At 58.4% G+C, this 19,817-nt stretch carries 16 protein-coding genes; 9 read left to right on the forward strand and 7 right to left on the reverse strand.

Translation table 11 applies throughout. The annotated features are described in order from the left end of the window. Positions 1–8: 8 nt before the first annotated feature. From DWY95_RS00265 to DWY95_RS00290, 6 genes are all read right to left on the reverse strand, one after another. Entirely contained in the window at positions 9–590 is a 582-nt protein-coding gene (locus DWY95_RS00265) for a hydrolase (protein ID WP_118551431.1), read from the reverse strand. Between the two features lies 1 nt (position 591). Continuing rightward, positions 592–813 (reverse strand): PC4/YdbC family ssDNA-binding protein, encoded by a 222-nt coding sequence (locus DWY95_RS00270; protein ID WP_055189971.1) that lies wholly within the window; start codon positions 811–813, stop codon positions 592–594. A gap of 100 nt (positions 814–913) precedes the next feature. Then, on the reverse strand, positions 914–1,315 hold the full coding sequence (locus tag DWY95_RS00275) for a hypothetical protein (protein ID WP_118551433.1): 402 nt from the start codon (positions 1,313–1,315) through the stop codon (positions 914–916). Positions 1,316–1,516: 201 nt separating this feature from the next. Beyond that, positions 1,517–3,019, reverse strand: coding sequence for a 4-alpha-glucanotransferase (gene malQ / locus DWY95_RS00280; protein ID WP_118551435.1), 1,503 nt, complete (start codon positions 3,017–3,019; stop codon positions 1,517–1,519). 17 nt (positions 3,020–3,036) lie between these two features. Then, the gene (locus tag DWY95_RS00285; RefSeq protein ID WP_118551437.1) at positions 3,037–3,855 is read right to left on the reverse strand and encodes an endonuclease/exonuclease/phosphatase family protein; all 819 of its coding nucleotides are present in this window, start codon (positions 3,853–3,855) and stop codon (positions 3,037–3,039) included. A gap of 6 nt (positions 3,856–3,861) precedes the next feature. After that, on the reverse strand, positions 3,862–5,544 hold the full coding sequence (locus DWY95_RS00290) for a PTS transporter subunit IIBC (protein ID WP_118551439.1): 1,683 nt from the start codon (positions 5,542–5,544) through the stop codon (positions 3,862–3,864). A gap of 286 nt (positions 5,545–5,830) precedes the next feature. Here DWY95_RS00290 and DWY95_RS00295 point away from each other — a divergent pair, with 286 nt between their 5' ends. Then, a complete protein-coding gene (locus DWY95_RS00295) occupies positions 5,831–6,856 on the forward strand; it encodes a LacI family DNA-binding transcriptional regulator (protein WP_118551441.1) in 1,026 nt (341 codons plus the stop codon). Between the two features lie 61 nt (positions 6,857–6,917). Here the strand turns inward: DWY95_RS00295 and DWY95_RS00300 are convergent, their stop codons facing one another. Continuing rightward, entirely contained in the window at positions 6,918–7,775 is an 858-nt protein-coding gene (locus tag DWY95_RS00300; protein WP_118551443.1) for an AraC family transcriptional regulator, read from the reverse strand. A gap of 129 nt (positions 7,776–7,904) precedes the next feature. Here DWY95_RS00300 and DWY95_RS00305 point away from each other — a divergent pair, with 129 nt between their 5' ends. From DWY95_RS00305 to DWY95_RS00340, 8 genes are all read left to right on the forward strand, one after another. Then, the gene (locus DWY95_RS00305; RefSeq protein WP_118551445.1) at positions 7,905–10,166 is read left to right on the forward strand and encodes a glycogen/starch/alpha-glucan phosphorylase; all 2,262 of its coding nucleotides are present in this window, start codon (positions 7,905–7,907) and stop codon (positions 10,164–10,166) included. A 294-nt stretch (positions 10,167–10,460) separates the two neighbouring features. Continuing rightward, positions 10,461–11,525, forward strand: a complete 1,065-nt coding sequence (locus DWY95_RS00310; protein WP_118551447.1) for a LacI family DNA-binding transcriptional regulator — start codon at positions 10,461–10,463, stop codon at positions 11,523–11,525. 272 nt (positions 11,526–11,797) lie between these two features. Next, a complete protein-coding gene (locus DWY95_RS00315) occupies positions 11,798–13,477 on the forward strand; it encodes a substrate-binding domain-containing protein (RefSeq protein ID WP_118551449.1) in 1,680 nt (559 codons plus the stop codon). 18 nt (positions 13,478–13,495) lie between these two features. Continuing rightward, the gene (locus tag DWY95_RS00320) at positions 13,496–14,398 is read left to right on the forward strand and encodes an ABC transporter permease subunit (protein ID WP_097793518.1); all 903 of its coding nucleotides are present in this window, start codon (positions 13,496–13,498) and stop codon (positions 14,396–14,398) included. A gap of 16 nt (positions 14,399–14,414) precedes the next feature. Continuing rightward, the gene (locus DWY95_RS00325; RefSeq protein WP_015564190.1) at positions 14,415–15,290 is read left to right on the forward strand and encodes a carbohydrate ABC transporter permease; all 876 of its coding nucleotides are present in this window, start codon (positions 14,415–14,417) and stop codon (positions 15,288–15,290) included. A 107-nt stretch (positions 15,291–15,397) separates the two neighbouring features. Continuing rightward, positions 15,398–17,356, forward strand: a complete 1,959-nt coding sequence (locus tag DWY95_RS00330) for a TIM-barrel domain-containing protein (protein ID WP_118551451.1) — start codon at positions 15,398–15,400, stop codon at positions 17,354–17,356. Positions 17,357–17,368: 12 nt separating this feature from the next. Next, positions 17,369–19,027, forward strand: a complete 1,659-nt coding sequence (locus DWY95_RS00335; RefSeq protein WP_118551453.1) for an alpha-glucosidase — start codon at positions 17,369–17,371, stop codon at positions 19,025–19,027. A gap of 15 nt (positions 19,028–19,042) precedes the next feature. Beyond that, the gene (locus tag DWY95_RS00340) at positions 19,043–19,702 is read left to right on the forward strand and encodes a DUF624 domain-containing protein (protein ID WP_118551455.1); all 660 of its coding nucleotides are present in this window, start codon (positions 19,043–19,045) and stop codon (positions 19,700–19,702) included. The last annotated feature ends 115 nt before the right edge of the window (positions 19,703–19,817 follow it).

Raw genomic sequence — 19,817 nt, forward strand, 5'->3', positions numbered from 1 at the left:
CATGTCTGTTATCTTACGCTGCTGGTCCGGTGTTCCATGAGATAGGTGGCCTCCAGGTCTGCGATGTGCAATTTGACGGCCAGCGGATATTTGTCGTAGGCTTCCGAGATGGCGAAGCAGCCGCCCTTGGCCGCATCGTCGAAGCCGCCCATGTGCCAGCGGATGGCCACGGCCTCCTCGACCTTCAGCTTCATGAACCGCTCAATGAGGAAGACACTCTTCTCGCCGTGGCCGTAGGGGAACAGGTCCTCGACGCTGTAGAAGGGGACTTTCTCCCACTGGCCGGTGGCGTCGTTTTTCACGTTGCGGGTGCCGACCTTGTAGTAGTTGGCCTTGCACAGGTCGTGCAGGAGTGCGCAAATGGCAAAGGTCTCCTCGCTGTCGCCCTCGGTGAAAAAGGTGTCGTGCAGTGCATGGTAGACGTTGAGGCTGTGCATACACAGCCCGCCCTCGCAGGCCCCGTGGAAGCGGGTAGAAGCCGGTGCGGTGAAGAAATCCGTCTTCTTGTCCAGCCATTCCAGCAGCTTCTCGCTGCCGGAGCGGGTGACGTGCTGGTGCCAGAGGGACAAAAACTCTTCGCGGTCGCCCATCTTACAGCTCCAGATCGTCCAGGATGCCCTTGAGGATGGCCAGCTCGTCGTGGCTCAGGGAGATGCCCTTGCCCATGCGGGTGCCGTCCGGGGACCAGTCGCGGATGTCGTACTTGGGGTCGCCGTCGTTCCAGCTGATGAGGTTGAGCTGACGCTCCCAGCCGCGTGGCCGCTGAGAAAGCACCGCGATGCGCTGAACGACTTCGTATTTGATTTCTGCCATAGTTCCTTTACCTGCCTTTGCTTTGTTTGCTACCATAATAAAAGAACATGGCGCAGATTTCAACCACTAATTGAAAATTCTTTGAAAAATTTACAGTCGCTTAACCGTAGGGGGCGTCTTCCCGCCAGTCGACAAGGTCCTGAACGCCCTCGGAGTCGTCCGGGGCGGGCTGGCGGCTGTGGAGCCGCTGCTCGGTGGAGAACAGCCCCGGCGCGTATTCGGCCATCACGCCGGGCACCTGCCCTTTGAGGAACGCCGCCGCATTCTTCTGGCGGCAGGCCACGGGGGTGCCGTCGGTCATGGGCACTCCGGACGGCTCGTTGGGCGGGATCTCCGGCGGCGGGAGCTGTACGTCCGGGCCGTCGGGCGGGCTGGGCGGCTGGACCGGGTCCGGCTCCTTGCCCAGCGGAGGGGAACACCGGCTGCATGCGGCCTCCGGGGCTGCCGAAGCGCCGGGCCTGTCTTCCAGCTCGTGCCGGATGAAGGGCGTCAGAGAATCCATAAAAAAACACCTCCAACGGTAGGGTGCCCGTTGGAGGTGCAGATATGCGCGGAACCTCCGCGCGGCTCTCTTCTTCCATGTGCGCGAAATCCAGCAGGCGAGAGTCCTCGGCCTATTCCAGAACGCGCTCATTGAACCGCAGCCGCCACGCCGCAGATAGGCTGGGGGCATGATTTGTCGCCTGCCTGTTGGCTTTTCCCCTTACGCCCAGTTCATCCGGCCGTAGCGGGCGGTCAGCTGGCAGATCTCCTTTTGGAGCTTTTTGGTCAGCTGGGTCTTTTTCAGACGCCAGCGCCAGTTCTGGCCTACGGTGGAGGGCTTATTGATGCGGGCGGAGTTGTCCAGCCCCAGCCAGTCCTGCATGGGGACGATGCAGGTCGCTGCCGCACTGCGTAAGATCAGCGCGATCATGCTCTTGTAGAGCTGCTCTTCCGGGGTGGCGTAGTCGTACAGATAATCCCGCACCATGGCGCGTTCGGCGTCGGTGACGGTCTGGTACCACGAGACCAGCGTCTCGTTGTCGTGGGTGCCGGTATAGGCCACGCTGTTCACCGGGTAGTTGTGGGGCAGGTAGTCGCTGGCACTGCCGGTATCGCGGGAGTCAAAGGCAAATTCCAGCACTTTCATGCCGGGGAAGCCGCTGTCCCGCACCAGCTGGCGCACGGTGTCGCTCATGTAGCCAAGATCCTCTGCAATGATCTCCCGCTTGCCCAGCGCCTGCTCCACGGCACGGAACAACTCGATGCCGGGGCCTTTCTCCCAGTGGCCCTCCACCGCAGTCTCGCTGCCGTAGGGGATGGAGAAATACTCATCGAACCCACGGAAGTGGTCGATGCGCACCACGTCGTACAGCTCGAAGCAGTACCACAGGCGGGTGATCCACCACTGATACCCGGTCGCGCGGTGGGCTTCCCAGCGGTAGAGCGGGTTGCCCCAAAGCTGGCCGGTGGGGGAGAAGCCATCCGGGGGAACGCCCGCCACGGCCGTGGGCAGGTTCTCTTTGTCCAGCTGGAAAAGACCGGGGTTTGCCCATGCGTCGGCCGAATCCAGCGCCACATAGATGGGGATATCGCCGATGATCCGGATGCCTTTGCTGTTGGCATAGGCTTTCAGCCTGCGCCACTGCTCGTCGAACTTGAACTGGAGATACTTGTGATACTCCACCTCAAAGTACAGCTCCCGGCGGTAGTAGTCCATGGCGGGCTGCCAGCGCAGGCGGATATCCTCCGCCCACTCGATCCACGGCTTGCCCTCAAAGCGGTCTTTCACCGCCATGAACAGGGCGAAATCGTCCAGCCACCACTTGTTTTTCTCGCAGAACGCCGCAAACACTTCGTTGTGGCCGATGTCGCTGCGGGAGTAGGCCAGCCGCAGCAGACGGCCGCGCTCGGTGTACAGGCGGCTGTAGTTGATGTCGTCTGCCTTGCGGCCAAAGTTTGTCTTTTTGCATTCGGCGGCGGTCAGAACGCCTTCTTCCACCAGTGCGTCCAGACTGATGAAATATGGGTTGCCCGCAAAGGCGGAAAAGCTCTGGTAGGGGCTGTCGCCGTAGCTGGTCACCCCCAGCGGCAGGATCTGCCAGTAGGTCTGTCCGGCCTCCTTGAGCCAATCCACAAAGTCGTATGCTTCCTGCGAGAAGCAGCCGATGCCGTAAGGGGACGGCAGACTGCTGATGGGCAGCAAAATGCCTGCACTTCTCTGCATCTTCGTGTACCTTCCTTTTATAATTCGATCAGAACGCCGGCATGGTCGGAGACCAGCGGCTCCCGCAGGCCGTTGAACACGACCCGGCTGCTTTTTACGGGAACCGCTTTGGAGCACCAGATCTGGTCGATGCGCTTTTTGGCCTCGGCGTCCGGGGCATCCCGCCAGCCATCAATGGCCTGCACGACGGTGTAGCCCTCGTCCCGCTCCTGTGCCAGACGATAGGTGTCCTGCCAGCCGCTGCGGAGGACGAGGTCGTAGCCCTCGCCCCGCACATCGGCTTCGCTGTTGAAGTCGCCCAGCAGAAAAGCGGTCTTTTTTGTGCCCGCCGCCCGCGACAGCGTTTCCCACTGGGGGGCAAAAGGCTCCACTTCGTCCTTCCACCAGCCCAGATGCACGGTGTAATACCAGACATCTCCTGCACAGATGCCCAGGGTGCGGCGGGTCTTCCAGCAGCTGTAATCGTCGGACTTGCTCAGCAGCAGGTTCTCGGCGGCAGTGATGGGCGTACGGCTGAACACCGCCGCGCCCTCATCGTAAATGTCGTAGCCGGTCTTTGCCGGGAGCCAGCTCCAATCGTAATGGATGCCACGCTGTGCCAGCATTTTTGCCACCGCAGCGGCGTGATTGTCCGCTTTCAGCGGCACATTGTTGCCGGGGCAGGGGTAGTACCCGACCGGGACATCCCCCAGCAGCGGAGCTGAGGCCGTCTGGTTCACCTCCTGCAAGGCGAACACCTCCGGCTGCTCCTTCGCGATGAAGTCTACAAAAATCTCCCGCTTTGCCTCATGCTCCGGTATGATAAGGCTGTGGGTATTCAATGTCAACAGTTTCATAGCATTTTACAGAATATCATTGATGTCGGATTTCAGAACGTCTGCCTTGGGGCCGTACACAGCCTGAATGCCGTCGCCCTTGACCAGCAGGCTCAGGGCGCCCTCGGCTTTCCATGCGGCGAGGTCAGCGACCTTGGCAGGGTCCTTCACGGTAACACGCAGACGGGTCATGCAGGCGTCCACCAGCACGATGTTCTCCCGGCCGCCCAGCAGGGCGATGATGCGCTCGGCCTGACCGTTATCGGTCTTCTTGTCCGCTTTTTTCTCGGTCTTGGCGTCGGCGGCGGAATCGTCCGCGTTGTCATCGGTATAGTTGCCCAGACGGCCCGGCGTTGCCAGATTGAGCTTGCCGATCATAACGTATGCCACCAGGTAGCCGATGACAAAGAACGCGGCCACGCAGATCACAAAGTTGATGATGTCGCCGCCCAGACCGGCCTGCAGGGACATGGGGATGCGGGTGATGAACTCCAGATTGCCGAAGGAGTGCAGGCGCAGATGGATGATGCCCGCCATCGCGAAGGCACAGCCCTGCAGCAGTGCGTACACGATGTACAGCGGCATCGCGCAGAACATGAACATGAATTCCAGCGGCTCGGTGACGCCGGTCAGGAAGACGGCCAGTGCGGTGGAAATGAACATGGACTTGTAGTTTGCGCGCTTGTCGGCGTCCACCCGGCGGTACATGGCCAGCGCGATGCCCAGCAGCAGACCGGTCGCACCGATCATCTGGCCCACCTTGAAGCGGGCGGGAGTGACGGTGGCCAGCAGGTTGTTGTAAGCGGCCATGTCACCGGCCTTCTTGAAGTTGATGAGGTCGTTGGCCCAGGCCAGCCACAGCGGGTCCTGGCCAAATACCTGGCTGCCAGCGTTGACGCCGGTGGCGATGGTGTAGGTGCCGCCGAACGAGGTGTAGTTCATGGGGATGGTCAGCATGTGGTGCAGGCCGAAGGGCAGCAGCAGACGCTCCAGCGTACCATAGATGAACGGTGCCAGGACAGGGGAAGTCTCGGAAGAGTTGGCAATCCAGATGCCGAAGTTGTTGATGCCGGTCTGGACCACAGGCCAGAACAGCGACAGCACGATGGAAATGACCACCGAGTAGGCGATGACCACCATGGGCACGAAGCGCTTGCCGTTGAAGAAGGCCAGCGCATCCGGCAGCTTGCGGAAGTTGTAGTATTTATTGTAAGCCACGCCGCCCACAAAACCGGCGATAATGCCCACGAAGACGCCCATGTTCAGCGCCGGAGCACCCAGCACAGAGGTGAAGTAGCCGTTGACGGCGATCTCCTGCCCGAACAGGGTGTGGGTCACGGCATTGGGGTCTTCCAGCATGGCGCTGGTGACGCCGAAGATGTTGCCGGTGATGACGTTGATGAGGGCAAATGCCAGCACCGCCGCAAAGGCACCGCCTGCGCGCTCCTTTGCCCAGCTGCCGCCGATGGCGACGGCGAACAGAATGTGCAGGTTGTTGATGACAGCCCAGCCGATGTTCTCCATGGTGGTGCCGATGGTCATGACGGCCGCAAGGTCACCGCCGCCCATCTGCACCAGCTTGCCCAGACTGATCATCAGACCGGCAGCGGGCATGACGGCGATGACGGTCATCAGCACCTTGCCCAGCTTTTGCAAAAAGTCGAAGTTGATGAGCCCCTTTTTCCCCGGAGCTGCTTTTGTTGTTGCCATGATGTTCCTCCTTATTCCTTTGATTGCATGATTTCGTGCAATTGTTGCACATTGATTGCACTGCTTTACGCAACAAGAATAATCCAACGACGCGGTTTTTACAAGAGCTTTTTGGGACGAAACTATATTTTCCGCATTTTGCACAATGAGCTGCCGCTTTCTTTGTGAAAATTGTCGAGAGCACGTTGGATGGGCTTTGCGCAGTTTGCGCGATTCGTTGCGCAAACATTGACATTGTGTGCGTGCGGCTTTACAATAGAGGCAGATCATACAGGAGGAACAGACTATGGCAGTTACCATCAAAGATGTCGCAGCGGCAGCGGGGGTCTCACCTTCCACCGTGTCCCGCACCTGCAAGGACAGCCCCTCCATCAGCCGAGAGACCAAGGAGCGGGTGCGCCGCATCATGGCACAGCTGGGCTATGAACCGAACGTTGAGGCCGAACCGGTGGAGGCGTTTTCCAAGACCATCGGCATCATTCTGCCCTCCTCGCAGCGGGACGTCTACGAGAACGCCTTTCATCTGGAGATCATCCGCGGCATCGGGCAGTTCTGCAACCAGCGGCGGTATGTGAACACGGTCATCACCGGGCAGGACGATGCCGAGGTCCTGGACGCCATCCAGAGCATGGTCGCCAACGCACAGGCAGATGGATTCATCCTGCTCTATTCCAAAAAGGACTGCCCGGTGGCGGCGTACCTGCGCAGCGAAGGGCTGCTCCATGTCATTGTGGGCAAGGCGGCGCAGTCGGCCAACCAGACCATCTACATCGACAACGACAACGCCCTTGCGGGAGAGGAAGCCGCCGATTACCTCTATGAACTGGGCCACCGCCGCATTGCCTATTTCGGGGTCAGCAACGCCCTGCTGTTCTCGGCAGAGCGCAAGCGGGGCTACCAGATGTCCCTGCTCAAACACGGCATCACCCCCCGCGAAGAGGACTGCGTGGAGGTCAACACGCTGAATGACGCCTACGAGGGACCGCTGAAGGCCCTGCTCACCGCGCCGGACCACCCCACCGCCATGCTGGTCAGCGATGACATCCTGGCCGTGGTGCTGGAGCAGTTCTGCGGCAAACTGGGGCTGCGTGTCCCGAAAGACCTGTCCATCGTGTCCTTCAACAACTCGCTGTTCTCCCGCATCACCAGCCCGCAGCTGACCACCGTGGACGTCAACCCCTACCAGCTGGGCATGGAAGCCGCCAGCCAGACCATCAACCACATCGAGAACCCGAACCTTCTGGCAACCAAAATCATCGTGCCGCACAAGCTCATCCCGCGCGAGAGCTGCTGCCCGCCGCCGGAGGTCTGATGCGCAAAAAACCGAGGCCGTTCCCTCTCTTTTCCAGAGAAGCGGAACGGCCTCGGTTTGCTTATTTTTTTCGGTATTCCCGCGGGGTCATGCCGAAGTGCGCCTTGAACGCCCGGTTGAAATAGGAGAGGTTTTCGAAGCCGCACCGGGAAGCGATGGTCAGGACGGTCTCGTCTGTGGTCTGCAATGCCTCGGCAGCAGCGTTCAGCCGGTATTCGTTCAGAAAGGCGATAAAGCTCTGCCCGGTCATCTGCCGGAACCAGCGCATGAAATGGCTGGCGCTGAAGGAGCAGACCCCGGCGGCATCGGCGACCCGGAGCGCCTCGGCATAATGGGCCGAGAGCCATTGCAGAACGGCTTTCAGCCGCTGGGTGTCGGCTGTTTCTGCGGGGAGCTGCTGCTTCCCCTGCGCAATGAGCAGGGAGAGGAAGCGCAGCAGCGCCCCCTTGACCAGCAGCTCGTAGCCGGGGAGCTTGGCGCGGTTGGCTTCCTCTATCTCCCGCAGGCAGGCAGCAGCCGGAAGATAGCACAGGTCGTTCGGGGTCAGACGTGCCGGCAGCGACAAGCGCCCGCTTTGGAGCGGCAGCAGATACTTCTCGGCGCAGAGGTCCTCTGCGCCGCCCAGAAGCTCCAGCTCAAAGATGATGTTTTCGTATTCCATGCACTGCCCCTCGCTCTGCCGCAGGGCGTGGAGGGTGCCGGGCGTAAAAATAAAGATATCCCCCTGGTAGGCCGGGCAGGTCACAGCACCCACCTGCACCAGCCCCGCGCCCCGCTTGACGAAGACCAGCTCCATGCTCTCCTGCCAGTGGAGCGCCACCTGCGGGAAGTCTCCCGGAATGGTGCAGGGATACAGATTGAAAGGGAACCGCACGGCACCGTGCTGCTTCGTCTCCTGCAAAGAAGCCTGATTTTGCATCGTCTCACCTCCTGATGATAGGATTGTACCACAGTCTGCACCTTTTGGGCAAGATTTTGATTGTTTTATGTGGTATATCTTGAATCATAGATGTCAAATCTGTTTTCTGTATCAAAGGAGGATGCGTTTATGAGCTTTACCGAAACGTTACAGAGCCTCACCGGAAAGCTGCTGGCGGACTGCACCGATCAGGAGCTGTACCTGGCACTGCTGGAGCTTGTGCGGCAGAAGAGCGCCGACCGTGTGCAGCCGGTCACCGGGCGCAAGCTGTACTATATCAGCGCCGAATTTCTCATCGGCAAGCTGCTGTCCAACAACCTCATCAATCTGGGTCTGTACGAGGAAGCCCGCGATGCACTGGCGGCAGCCGGAAAGCGCCTGTCGGACATTGAAGAGGTCGAGCCGGAACCCTCTCTGGGCAACGGCGGTCTGGGCCGTCTGGCCGCCTGCTTCCTGGATTCGCTCGCAACGCTGAATCTGCCCGGCGATGGCGTGGGCCTGCGGTATCACTTTGGTCTGTTCCATCAGTCCTTTGAGGACGGCGTCCAGAACGAAAAGCCCGATCCGTGGCTTACCGCCCACAGCTGGGCCGAAAAGACCGACATCACCTACCCGGTGAAGCTGGCGGGCAAAGCGTACACCGCCCGGCTGTACAAGCTGGCCGTCACCGGCTACGAGGGCCGCACCAACACCCTGAACCTGTTCGATTTGGACACCATCGACGAGAGCATCGTCCATGACGGCATCGCGTTCGACAAGACCGCCATCGACAAGAACCTGACCCTCTTCCTCTACCCGGACGATTCCGATGAGGCTGGCCGCCGTCTGCGGGTGTACCAGCAGTATCTGATGGTCTCTGCCGGTGCCCAGCTCATTCTGGCTGAGTGCGCGGCCCGCGGCTGCAATTATCACGATCTGGCCGACTACGCCGCCATCCAGATCAACGACACCCACCCCAGCATGGTCATCCCGGAACTCATCCGGCTGCTGGGGGAGCGGGGCATCGAATTTGAGGAAGCCGTGGAGATCGTGACCAGGACCTGCGCCTACACCAACCACACCATTCTGGCCGAGGCGCTGGAAAAGTGGCCCCGCGCCTATCTGGATGCCGTGGTGCCGCAGTTGATGCCCATCATCGAAAAGCTGGACGCTCTGGCCCGCACCCGCACCAAGGACGAGAGCCTTGCCATCATCGACAAGGACGACCGGGTGCACATGGCCCACATGGACATCCACTTCACCCACTCCACCAACGGCGTGGCAGCGCTGCACACTGAGATCCTGAAAAATTCCGAGCTGCACGGCTTCTATGAGCTGTACCCGGAAAAGTTCAACAACAAGACCAACGGCATCACCTTCCGCCGCTGGCTGCTGGAGTGCGACCCGCGCCTGACCGCTACGCTGGAACAGCACATCGGCTCCGGTTTCCGCAAGGACGCCGCCGAGCTGGAAAAGCTGCTGGCCTTTGCCGACGACGAGACCGTGCTGAACGAACTGACCGCCGTGAAAAAGACCAACAAGGCGGCGCTGGCGGAGTGGCTGCTGCGCACCCAGAAGGTAACGGTGAACCCCGATGCCATGTTCGATATCCAGTCCAAGCGTCTGCACGAGTATAAGCGCCAGCAGCTGAATCTGCTGTACCTCATCCATCAGTACCACGAGATCAAGGCAGGGCATCTGCCTGCCGTCCCGCTGGTGAGCATCTTTGGTGCCAAGGCAGCACCGGCCTATACCATCGCAAAGAACATCATCCACGCCCTGCTGACCCTGTCCAAGGTCATCGCCGCAGACCCGGAGGTGTCCCAGTGGCTGCAGGTGGTCTTTGTGGAGAACTACAACGTCACCGCTGCCGAAAAACTCATCCCGGCCTGCGACCTGTCCGAGCAGATCAGCCTTGCCTCCAAGGAGGCTTCCGGCACCGGCAACATGAAGTTCATGCTGAACGGTGCGCTGACCCTGGGCACCATGGACGGTGCCAACGTGGAGATCAGCCAGCAGGTCGGGGAAGAGAACATCTATATCTTCGGCCAGACCTCCGATCAGGTCATCCACCGCTATGCCGTCGGCGACTACGACCCGGCCCAGTGGGTGGAGGGCGATGCCAACATCCGCCGCGCCATCGAGTTCCTCACCGGGCCGGAGATGCTGGCTGCGGGTCATGCCGAAAATCTGACCCGCCTGCACGACGAATTGATCCACAAGGACTGGTTCCAGACCCTGCCGGACTTCAACGCATACGTCGTGCGCAAGGGGCAGGCCCTCAGCGACTACGCCTGCGACCCCATGGGCTGGCGGCGCAAGTGCCTGGTGAACATCGCCAAAGCGGGCCTGTTCTCCTCCGACCGCACCATTGCCGAGTACGACCGCGACATCTGGCATCTGGGCAAGTGATGGAACCGGCCTGCTCTGCGGTTTCGCAGGATCCTGCTTTTTGAAGAAAACGAAAGATGGGGCTGTTGCACAAGGATAGAAGCCAGTGCAGCAGCCCTTTTTCTTGCTTTCATCATCCTGCAAACAGATGATTAAGCACTACTGGGTATTCATATCAAAAAAGTCTTTATTTGAGTTCAGAATTCATTGAAGATCAAAGGATCATTCGGATTGCAATTCCTGTATGAATATGCTATGATTACGTTGAAAACCGTTTGTGTTTCAACTGATCAAACAGGGAGCGTATGAACAGCCATGAAGCGTTTGCAGGATATTGCAGATCAAGTTGGTGTAAGCCGGACAACAGTGTCCAATGTGCTGCACGGCAACACAAAAAAAGTTTCCAAGGAAATGATCCGGAAAATTTCGGAAATTCTGAACCAGGAGGGCTATGTCCCGAATACATCTTCCCGTGAGCTGACCCGCAAAGGGTCCTGCATCATTGGACTGGTGCTGGGCTACAACTGTGTCCACGGCATCCCTTCTCTGCGCGATACCTTTGTGGCAGAACTTCTGTCTGGTGTAGAAGAGACAGCCCATCGAAACGGATATTATGTCATGCTGATCAATGGCCAGGACAAAAATACGGACCAGGTGGCAGAGATTGCCTCCCGATGGAATGTGGATGGTCTTGTCGTCCTGGGACTGGACGAAAAGAAATACAAGGAGCTGCGCAGGCAACTCAACAAATATATGGTCCTGATTGACACCTATCCCGAAGCGGAGTACCACTACGTCAACGTGGGGACTGATGATTTCGGCGGCGGCGCCATGATTGCAAAGTATCTGCTGGACAACGGGTACACCCAGGCCATCTTTGCCGCCGAGTGTGATATCGGCGCAGACCATTACCGCTGGAAAGGATTTCAGCATCAGATGCGCTCTGCCGGGATTGACTGCGGAGAAGAGCGCCATATTCTTCTCCCTGAGGATCTTTCTCTGCGCCGTGTCATGTACGGCCACTATTTGGATCGCTTTGTCCAGGCCGGGGCTGTGGCCCTGGCCTCTGACTATGATGCGGCGGAAGTGATGAATTATCTGCAGGACCACGGCATACAGGTGCCGGAGCAGGTCTCCGTCACCGGGTTTGACGACTGCATCTATGCAGAACTCATGCATCCCCCTCTGACGACAGTGCGTCAGAACGTCCCGGCCAAAGCAGAGGCCGCCGTGGAACTGCTAGTGCGTCTGATTCGGCAGGAACCGGTGGAGTGTAAAAATTACGTTCAGCCTGTTGAACTGATCCGCCGCAACTCGGTGCGCGAATCAACCCCCAACGCCGCGCCCTGGTCACAAGATCTGCACAAAACCCACAAATAATTCTTGTGGCATTTATCAGTTTCGTAGGAAACGTTGCGCAAAACCCACAAATAATTTTTGTGGTATTTATCAGTTTCGTAGGAAACGTTGCGCAAAACCCTTTTCAAATCCTCTTCGGTATTGTACAATGAGCTCGTCAAAAAGACACGCTGCGCAGCCTGTCAGAACGAGACATATACAAGCTGGAAGAGGATTTGTTTTTTGTATCCTGGATGGAGCAGACAAAAAACGAATTCCGGAAAATCTGACTGAACATCGTGGAGGATTTTATCATGAGAAAGATTTCGCGTAGATCATTTTTGAAGGCTGCCACCGTTGCCTGCGCACTCACCGCACTGACCGCCTGCGGAGGCGGCGATGAATCTGCCGCCGTTTCTGTGGCCAAGGACGAAAACGGAGCCTATGTGGACACCCTGACCATCACCCTGGGCCGTTTTGCGGAACCTTCTGCCGCTGCCCTGTTCCCGGAAGGCCAGACTTTTGAAGACAACGCCTACACCCGTTACATTGAATCCAAGCTCAACGTGGATCTGGTGGACAGCTTTGAAGCAGGCGGTGACGCTTTCACCAACCAGCTGGCCACCTGCGTCGCCTCAGGCGAACTGCCCGACATCATGACCGTCATCAGCTACGACACCTTTGTCGAGATGGTGAACAACGGCCTGACCTATGACATGACCGATGTGTACGAGGAGTACGCCTCTGACTACATCAAGAGCCTCTACGATTCCTACGACGGCCGCTGCCTGAGCATGGCAACCTTTGACGGCCGGCTGATGGGTATTCCCGGTACGAACCCCGACAACAGCGTCCCTGTCCTGTGCTGGATGCGCAAGGACTGGCTGGACAAGCTGGGCATCAACCCCGACCCCGACGGCGACCTGTGCATCACGCTGGATGACATCGCCGCTGTGGCCAAGGCCTTTGTGGACGCCAATGTAGGCGGCGGCAACAGCACCGTGGGCATGGCTTTTTCCGGCAATGATATCGGCGATGCCATGTGCATCGCCAACGCCATGGGCGGCTACATCGACCGATGGATCGAAAACCCCGACGGCACCATGAGCTGGTCCACCCTGGCGCCCGAAGTCAAAGCTGCCTGGGCCAAGATGAACGAGTGGTACGAGGAGGGCATCCTGGATCCCCAGTTCGGCACCCGCACCACCGATGACATCAACGCCATGATGATCAACAACGAGCTGGGCATCGTCTTTGGCGCATGGCATATCCCCGACTGGCGTCTGAGCAGCGTCAAGGCCCTGGTGCCGGAGGCCGAGTACATCGCCTATACAGTGGCCGATGACAACGGCATCGTCCACACCTACCACGAAAACGCCGCCGAGCGGTTCCTGGTGGTCAGCAAGGACTGCAAGTATCCCCAGGTGGCAGTGGAAATGCTGAACATCCTCTATGACGATCTGGCCCGCGCCACCGCGGAAACCGCGCCGGAGGTCATCGCCTACATCAACGCCGGCGGACACAACGAGGGCCGTCCCTATTACATGGAAGTCCTGCCCTCCAACAATCCCTCCATTTACTACACCGAGCACATGGCCGTCATCAACGGCGAGATGACCCCTGAGGAAACCACCATTGCCGAGAACAGAGGCTCTTCCCAGGCCATTCTGGACTACCTGAAGGATCCCCAGAACGTCACTGAGGAAACCCTGGGCGGTTGGCACTTCTATGAGTCCCGCATCATCGGCCTGGGCGCATCCATCGATGCGCTGGAAAAGAACGGCAACGCCGAATGGATCACCCCCAAGTATCCCCCCACCACCCCCACCAGCGAGCAGAAAAAGGCAACCCTGGACAAGACCGAGCTGGAGGCCTATGTGGCAATCGTGACCGGCGCACAGCCCATCGATTATTTCGATACCTTTGTCAGCGAATGGAAGCGTCTGGGCGGCGACGCAATCGCCCAGGAAGTCCAGGAATACTTTGCACAGTAACAAAGGGGGTGGAAACGGATGAAAAATCAGGTCAAAAAGAGCCACGCAAACCAGGCCTATCAACTGTATTACCACGGCATGATGCTCCCTGGTTTCATCTTCCTGATTCTGTTCAACTTTGTTCCGATGTTCGGCGCCATCATGGCCTTTCAGGACTACAGACCCGCCAAAGGTTTTTTCGGTTCTGACTTTGTGGGCCTCAAACATTTCAAATACCTGTTCGAAATGCCAGACAGCTTTGAGCTGTTCCGCAACACCCTGATCATCGCCCTGGGCAAAATCGTCTTGACCACCATCATGTCCATCGCCTTTGCGATTCTGCTCAATGAGGTCAAGAACCGGACCCTGAAAAAGTCGGTTCAGACGGTGGTTTACCTGCCTCACTTCCTGTCCTGGGTTGTGCTGGCTCTGGTCGTCAAGAATCTGTTCAACCTGGACGGCTCCGTCAACGCAATGCTGGGCACCTCGCTGAACTGGCTGGGCAGCAACTCCCTGTTCCAGCCCCTGCTGATCCTGACCGACACCTGGAAAGAGTTCGGTTATGGCTCCATCGTCTATCTGGCAGCCATCACTTCCATCGACTCGACCCTTTACGAGGCTGCTTCCATCGATGGCGCCACCTGGTGGAAAAAGGTCTGGCATGTCACCCTGCCCGGCATCCGCACCACCATCGTCCTGATGGCCGTCATGAATTTGGGCAACATCCTGAACGCCGGTTTCGACCAGGTCTATAACCTGTACAGCGCATCGGTCTATGCCACCGGTGATATTCTGGACACCTATGTGTACCGCGTCGGCCTGCAGGGCCTGCAGTACAGCTTCGGTACCGCCGTGGGCCTTTTGAAGTCCGTGATCGCCTTTGTTCTGATGATCGGCGCCAACAAGCTGGCTCAGAAGTACACCGACAGCAAAATTTTCTAAGGAGGTCCGTCTGGCAATGAAAGTTGATAAACTCCGCACTGTCATCATCTACATCATTATTATTCTGCTGGGCCTAGTCTGTCTGCTGCCGCTGCTGAACATTGTTGCCATCTCCTTCTCCTCCTCTGCAGCAGTGGAAGGCAACATGGTAGGGCTGATCCCGGTGGGATTCAGCACCGCAGCCTATAAGAAGATCCTGGAGGACTCCCAGTTCTGGCACTCCTTCCTGATCTCGGTGGAGCGGGTTGTGCTGGCCCTGATCATCAACTTTGTGCTGATCGTACTGATGGCTTATCCCCTCTCCAAAACCAACGCACAGTTCCGGGGCCGCAACATCTATGCAAACCTGATGATTTTTGCCATGCTTTTCAACGGCGGCATGATCCCCACCTTCCTGGTTGTCAAATCCTACGGCCTGCTCAATACCGTCTGGGCCCTGGTTTTGCCGGGAGCCGTGCCCATCTTCAATGTCATCCTGGTGATGAACTTCTTTGCTGCCGTTCCCAAAGAGCTTGAGGAAGCCGCCTTCATTGACGGCGCCAACCCGTTCCAGGTTCTGACCAAGATCTTCATCCCCATTTCCAAGCCGGTTCTGGCCACCGTATCCCTGTTCAGCATTGTGGGCAGCTGGAACGACTTCTACAGCGGCCTGATCTACATGTCCAAAGCCGCCTATTATCCCCTGATGACCTATATCCAGAGTCTGCAGATCAACGTGGAAGATCTGATCAAGCAGGGCAATCTGTCTGCCGTGGTGGATTCTGCCTCCCTGGGCAACACCAACCTCAATGCAGCCAAGATCGTTATTGCAGTTATCCCGCTGTTGCTGATCTATCCCCTGCTGCAGCGGTACTTCGTTTCCGGCATTGTGGTGGGCTCGGTTAAGGGCTAATTTGTATTCTTGTTAAGGGCTAATTGATATTCTTTCAGAGCGCTCCGGAGACGGGGCGCTCTGTCTGACAAAACAACCACTCAGTCACTTTTATTTGGGAGAACGGTATGATTCAAAAGTATCTCTATGGTGTCCCCTTTGACACCGAATCGGTGGTCGCACCAATCCCTGCAAGCCAAGGCGAACCCCCTGTGGGAACGGTCAAAACCAGCGAGTCCGGCTTCTGCTTTGCCTGCCCCCTGGCGGAGGGCGACCGGGTCTACGGCCTGGGCGAAGCCAACCGCGGCATCAACAAGCGGGGCTTTGTCTACGTCAGCGACAATGTGGACGACGGCCTCCACACCGAAAACAAGCAGCGAATGTACGCCGCCCACAACTTCATCGTGATCTCAGGCCAGCAGAATCTGGGGCTGTTCTTCGACTATCCCGCCCGGATTCGGTTTGACATCGGCTTCACCCGCAGGGATTGGCTGGAAGTCACCTGTGAGCGGGCCGACCTGGCCCTTTACGTCATCACCGGCGACAGCGCCTGCGATGTGGTCAAGCAGTTCCGGGCCATCATCGGCCGCAGCTACATCCCGCCCAAATTTGCCTTTGGCTTTGGCCAGAGCCGCTACGGCTACAAGACCCAGGCCGACTTTGAAGAGGTGGTGGCCAAACACCGCCAGGCCCACATTCCCCTGGACATGGTGTACATGGACATCGACTACATGGACCACTACAAGGACTTCACCGTCAACCCGGAGAATTTCCCCGATTTTTCCGGCTTTGTATCCAAGATGAAAGAGCAGGGCGTCCGGCTGGTGCCCATCATCGACGCCGGCGTCAAGGAGGAAGCAGGCTATTCGGTCTGCGACGAGGGCAAGGAAAAGGGCTACTTCTGCAAGCGGGACGACGGAACCGATTTTGAGGGAACCGTCTGGCCGGGGTGGAGCCACTTCCCCGACGTGCTGAACCCCGAGGCGCGGGCCTGGTTCGGCAGCCAGTACAAGGCTCTGACCGACTGCGGCATCGAGGGCTTCTGGAACGACATGAACGAGCCCGCCATCTTCTACTCCCGGGAGGGGCTGGCCGAGCGGCTGGATCATCCGCCGGTTCCCCATGAAGACGGCACCATCGATCATTTTGGCCAGGCCATCGGCTGGCTCAATCTGTCCAATGCGCCGGAAGACTACGCCCGCTTTTATCACAAGGTGGACGGCAAAATGGTCCGCCACGACCAGGTCCACAACCTCTACGGCTACAACATGACCCGGGCCGCCTCGGAGGGGCTGGCCAGCATTGCCCCGGGCAAACGGTTTCTGCTGTTCTCCCGGTCTTCCTGCATCGGGATGCACCGGTACGGCGGCGTCTGGACCGGCGACAACCACTCCTGGTGGAGCCACCTGCTGCTGAACCTCAAGATGCTGCCCTCCCTCAATATGTGCGGTTTCCTGTATGTGGGAGCCGACCTGGGTGGCTTCAACGCCGACACCAGCCGGGATCTGCTGCTGCGGTGGCTGGCGCTGGGGGTGTTCACCCCCCTGATGCGCAACCACTCAGGCTGCGACACCCGCCGGCAGGAGTTCTACCAGTTTGAGGGCCCCGAAGACTTCCGCAGCGTCATCGAGACCCGCTACCGGCTGATCCCCTACCTCTACAGCGAATACATGAAGGCAGCGCTGAACGGCGATATGCTGTTCAAGCCCCTGGCCTTCGTCTACCCCGAAGACGAGATCGCCCTTCAGACCGAGGACCAGCTGATGCTGGGCAATGAGGTGATGATTGCCCCGGTCTACACCCAGAACGCCACCGGACGGATGGTGTATCTGCCCGAGGAGATGCTGTTTGTCAAGTTCGGCCCTGAGGGCCGCATCACACAGGAAGTCCTCCCCGCCGGCACCCACTTTGTGAAGGTGGCCCTCAACGAGGTACCTCTGTTCATCCGCAAAGGCGCCTGCATCCCGGTGGCAGACCCCGCCCAGACGGTGGCCGACAGCGACCCCGCCACCATCCGGATGATCGGCTGGCCCGGAGCCAGCTATGACCGCTACGACGACGACGGGGTTACCATCCCCGCAGAATAAGGAGGAATTGCCATGGACCGCAAATGGTGGAAAGAAAGCATCGTATACCAAATCTACCCCAGCAGCTTCCAGGACTCGGACGGGGACGGCATCGGGGACCTGAACGGCATCCGTTCCCGGCTGGATTACCTGAAGGATCTGGGGGTCAATGTGCTGTGGCTGTGCCCCATCATGGACTCCCCCATGGATGACAACGGCTACGACATCTCCAACTACCGGGCCATCAACCCCCGGTTTGGCACCATGGAGGACTTCGACGCCCTGCTGGCCGAGGCCCATCAGCGGGGCATCCGCATTGTGATGGACCTGGTGGTCAACCACAGCTCGGACGAACACCCCTGGTTCATCGAGAGCCGCAAGTCGGTGGATAACCCCTATCGAGACTACTATATCTGGAAGCCGGGCAAAGACGGCCACGAGCCCAACAACTGGGGCGCCAGCTTCGGCGGCTCGGCCTGGAAATACGACCCCCAGACCGATATGTATTACCTGCACCTGTTCTCCCCCAAGCAGCCCGACCTGAACTGGGAGAACCCCAAAGTCCGGGACGAAGTGTTCAACATGATGACCTGGTGGTTTGACAAGGGCATCGACGGGTTCCGGATGGACGTCATCAGTATGATTTCCAAGGACCAGCGCTTTCCGGATGGCGAGAAACACGGACTGTATGGCAATGGCGGTCCCTACTATGTCAATGGGCCCCGCATCCATGAATTTTTGCAGGAGATGAACCGGCGGGTCCTCTCGAAATACGACATTATGACGGTGGGCGAGACCCCCGGCGCCACGGTGGAAAACGCCCCCCAGTATGCGGGGCTGGACGGCAAGGAGCTGAACATGGTCTTCCAATTTGATCACGTCGGCATTGGGGACGGACCCCTGGGCAAGTGGACCACCCAGCGCTACGATTTTATGCAGCTCAAGAAAATTCTCAGTCACTGGCAGACCGGCCTGGACGGCAAAGCCTGGAATAGCCTGTTCTGGGACAACCACGATCAGCCCCGGGCTGCATCCCGCTGGGGCGATGACTCGCCCCTCTCCGCCAAGATGCTGGCCACCTGCCTGCTGAGCCTGCAGGGTACTCCCTACATCTATGAGGGCGATGAACTGGGGATGACCAACGCCTATTTCAAAGATCTCAGCCAGTACCGGGATATCGAAAGTCTCAACGCCTTCAAGGAGCTGACCGGCGCAGGCTTGATTTCTGCAGACGAAATGATGGAGTGCCTGGCCCTCCGCAGCCGGGACAACGCCCGCACCCCGGTCCAGTGGGACGACTCCCCGAACGCCGGTTTTACCACCGGCACCCCCTGGATTGAGGTCAACCCCAACTATACCGCCATCAACGCCGCCGCCGAGGAAAAAGACCCGGACTCGGTGCTCAACTACTACAAGCAGATGATCGCCCTGCGCAAGAGCCATTTGGGGCTGATTTACGGCTCCTTCCAGCTTCTGGCCGAGGAGAACCCCCAGGTCTTTGCCTACCGGCGTACCCTGGCCGAGACCGGCGAGAACTACCTGATCGCTTGCAACTTCTCAGACAAGGACGCGGCCTTCACAATTCCCGCTGATTTTGCGGGGGCCCGGCGCCTGATCGGCAATTATCCTGACACCGCTCCCACCGGCGCTGTGACCCTGCGCCCCTATGAGGCCTTTGTGCTCCAGAAGTAAACCAGGTGATACCCTATGAATGACTTTTTCGACCTGGATGCCCCTCTGTTCCGTTTCTTAACCAGGGTTGCGGATATGGTGATTCTCAGCCTGCTGTGGCTAATAGGAAGCCTGCCGCTGTTTACCTTGGGCATTTCCAGCACAGCCCTCTATTATGCAGTGAACAAGTCCCTAATTGAGGACCGGGGAACGGTCAGCGAGGAATTTTTCCGGGCCTTCCGCCGGAGCTTCCGACAGGCAACTTTGAGCTTTCTTGCTCTGGCAGTGCCGGAGAGCATTCTGCTGGCTGACTGCTTTATGACCCATTACCTCAAGGGGCAACAGGCAGCGACGGGTAATCTCTGGATCATTTTTACGGTGCTGAGTACCTGTGGGCTGGCCTGGATGATCTACAACGCAGCCTATGCGGCAAGATTCGACGACCCGGTCAAAAAGACGGTATTGCAGTCCGGTGCCATGGCATTGCTCCATTTTGACAAAAGTCTGCTGCTTTTGGTGGTGCTGGCTGCGTTCGGCCTGCTGACAGCATTCTGCCCGCCGCTGATCCTTCTGGCACCTGCCGGATATGCGCTGTTTGCCCGGTGGGTCTTTGAGAAAAAGGTGTTCTATCAATATCTTCCCGATATAGACGATGGCATAGACAAAGAGAATAAAGACTGTTCCCATCAGGATTGATCGTTCCTCCAATTTGACCATTCTTTTCTAGAAACCATCGAAAGAATCTGTCTGGGCTTGGGAATCACCTTAAAAGACTTCTTTGATTCCTCATACTTGTAGTAAAAAGCCGCTC

It is taken from the genome of Faecalibacterium sp. AF28-13AC (assembly GCF_003478405.1).
GTDB classification, from domain to species: domain Bacteria; phylum Bacillota; class Clostridia; order Oscillospirales; family Ruminococcaceae; genus Faecalibacterium; species Faecalibacterium prausnitzii_E.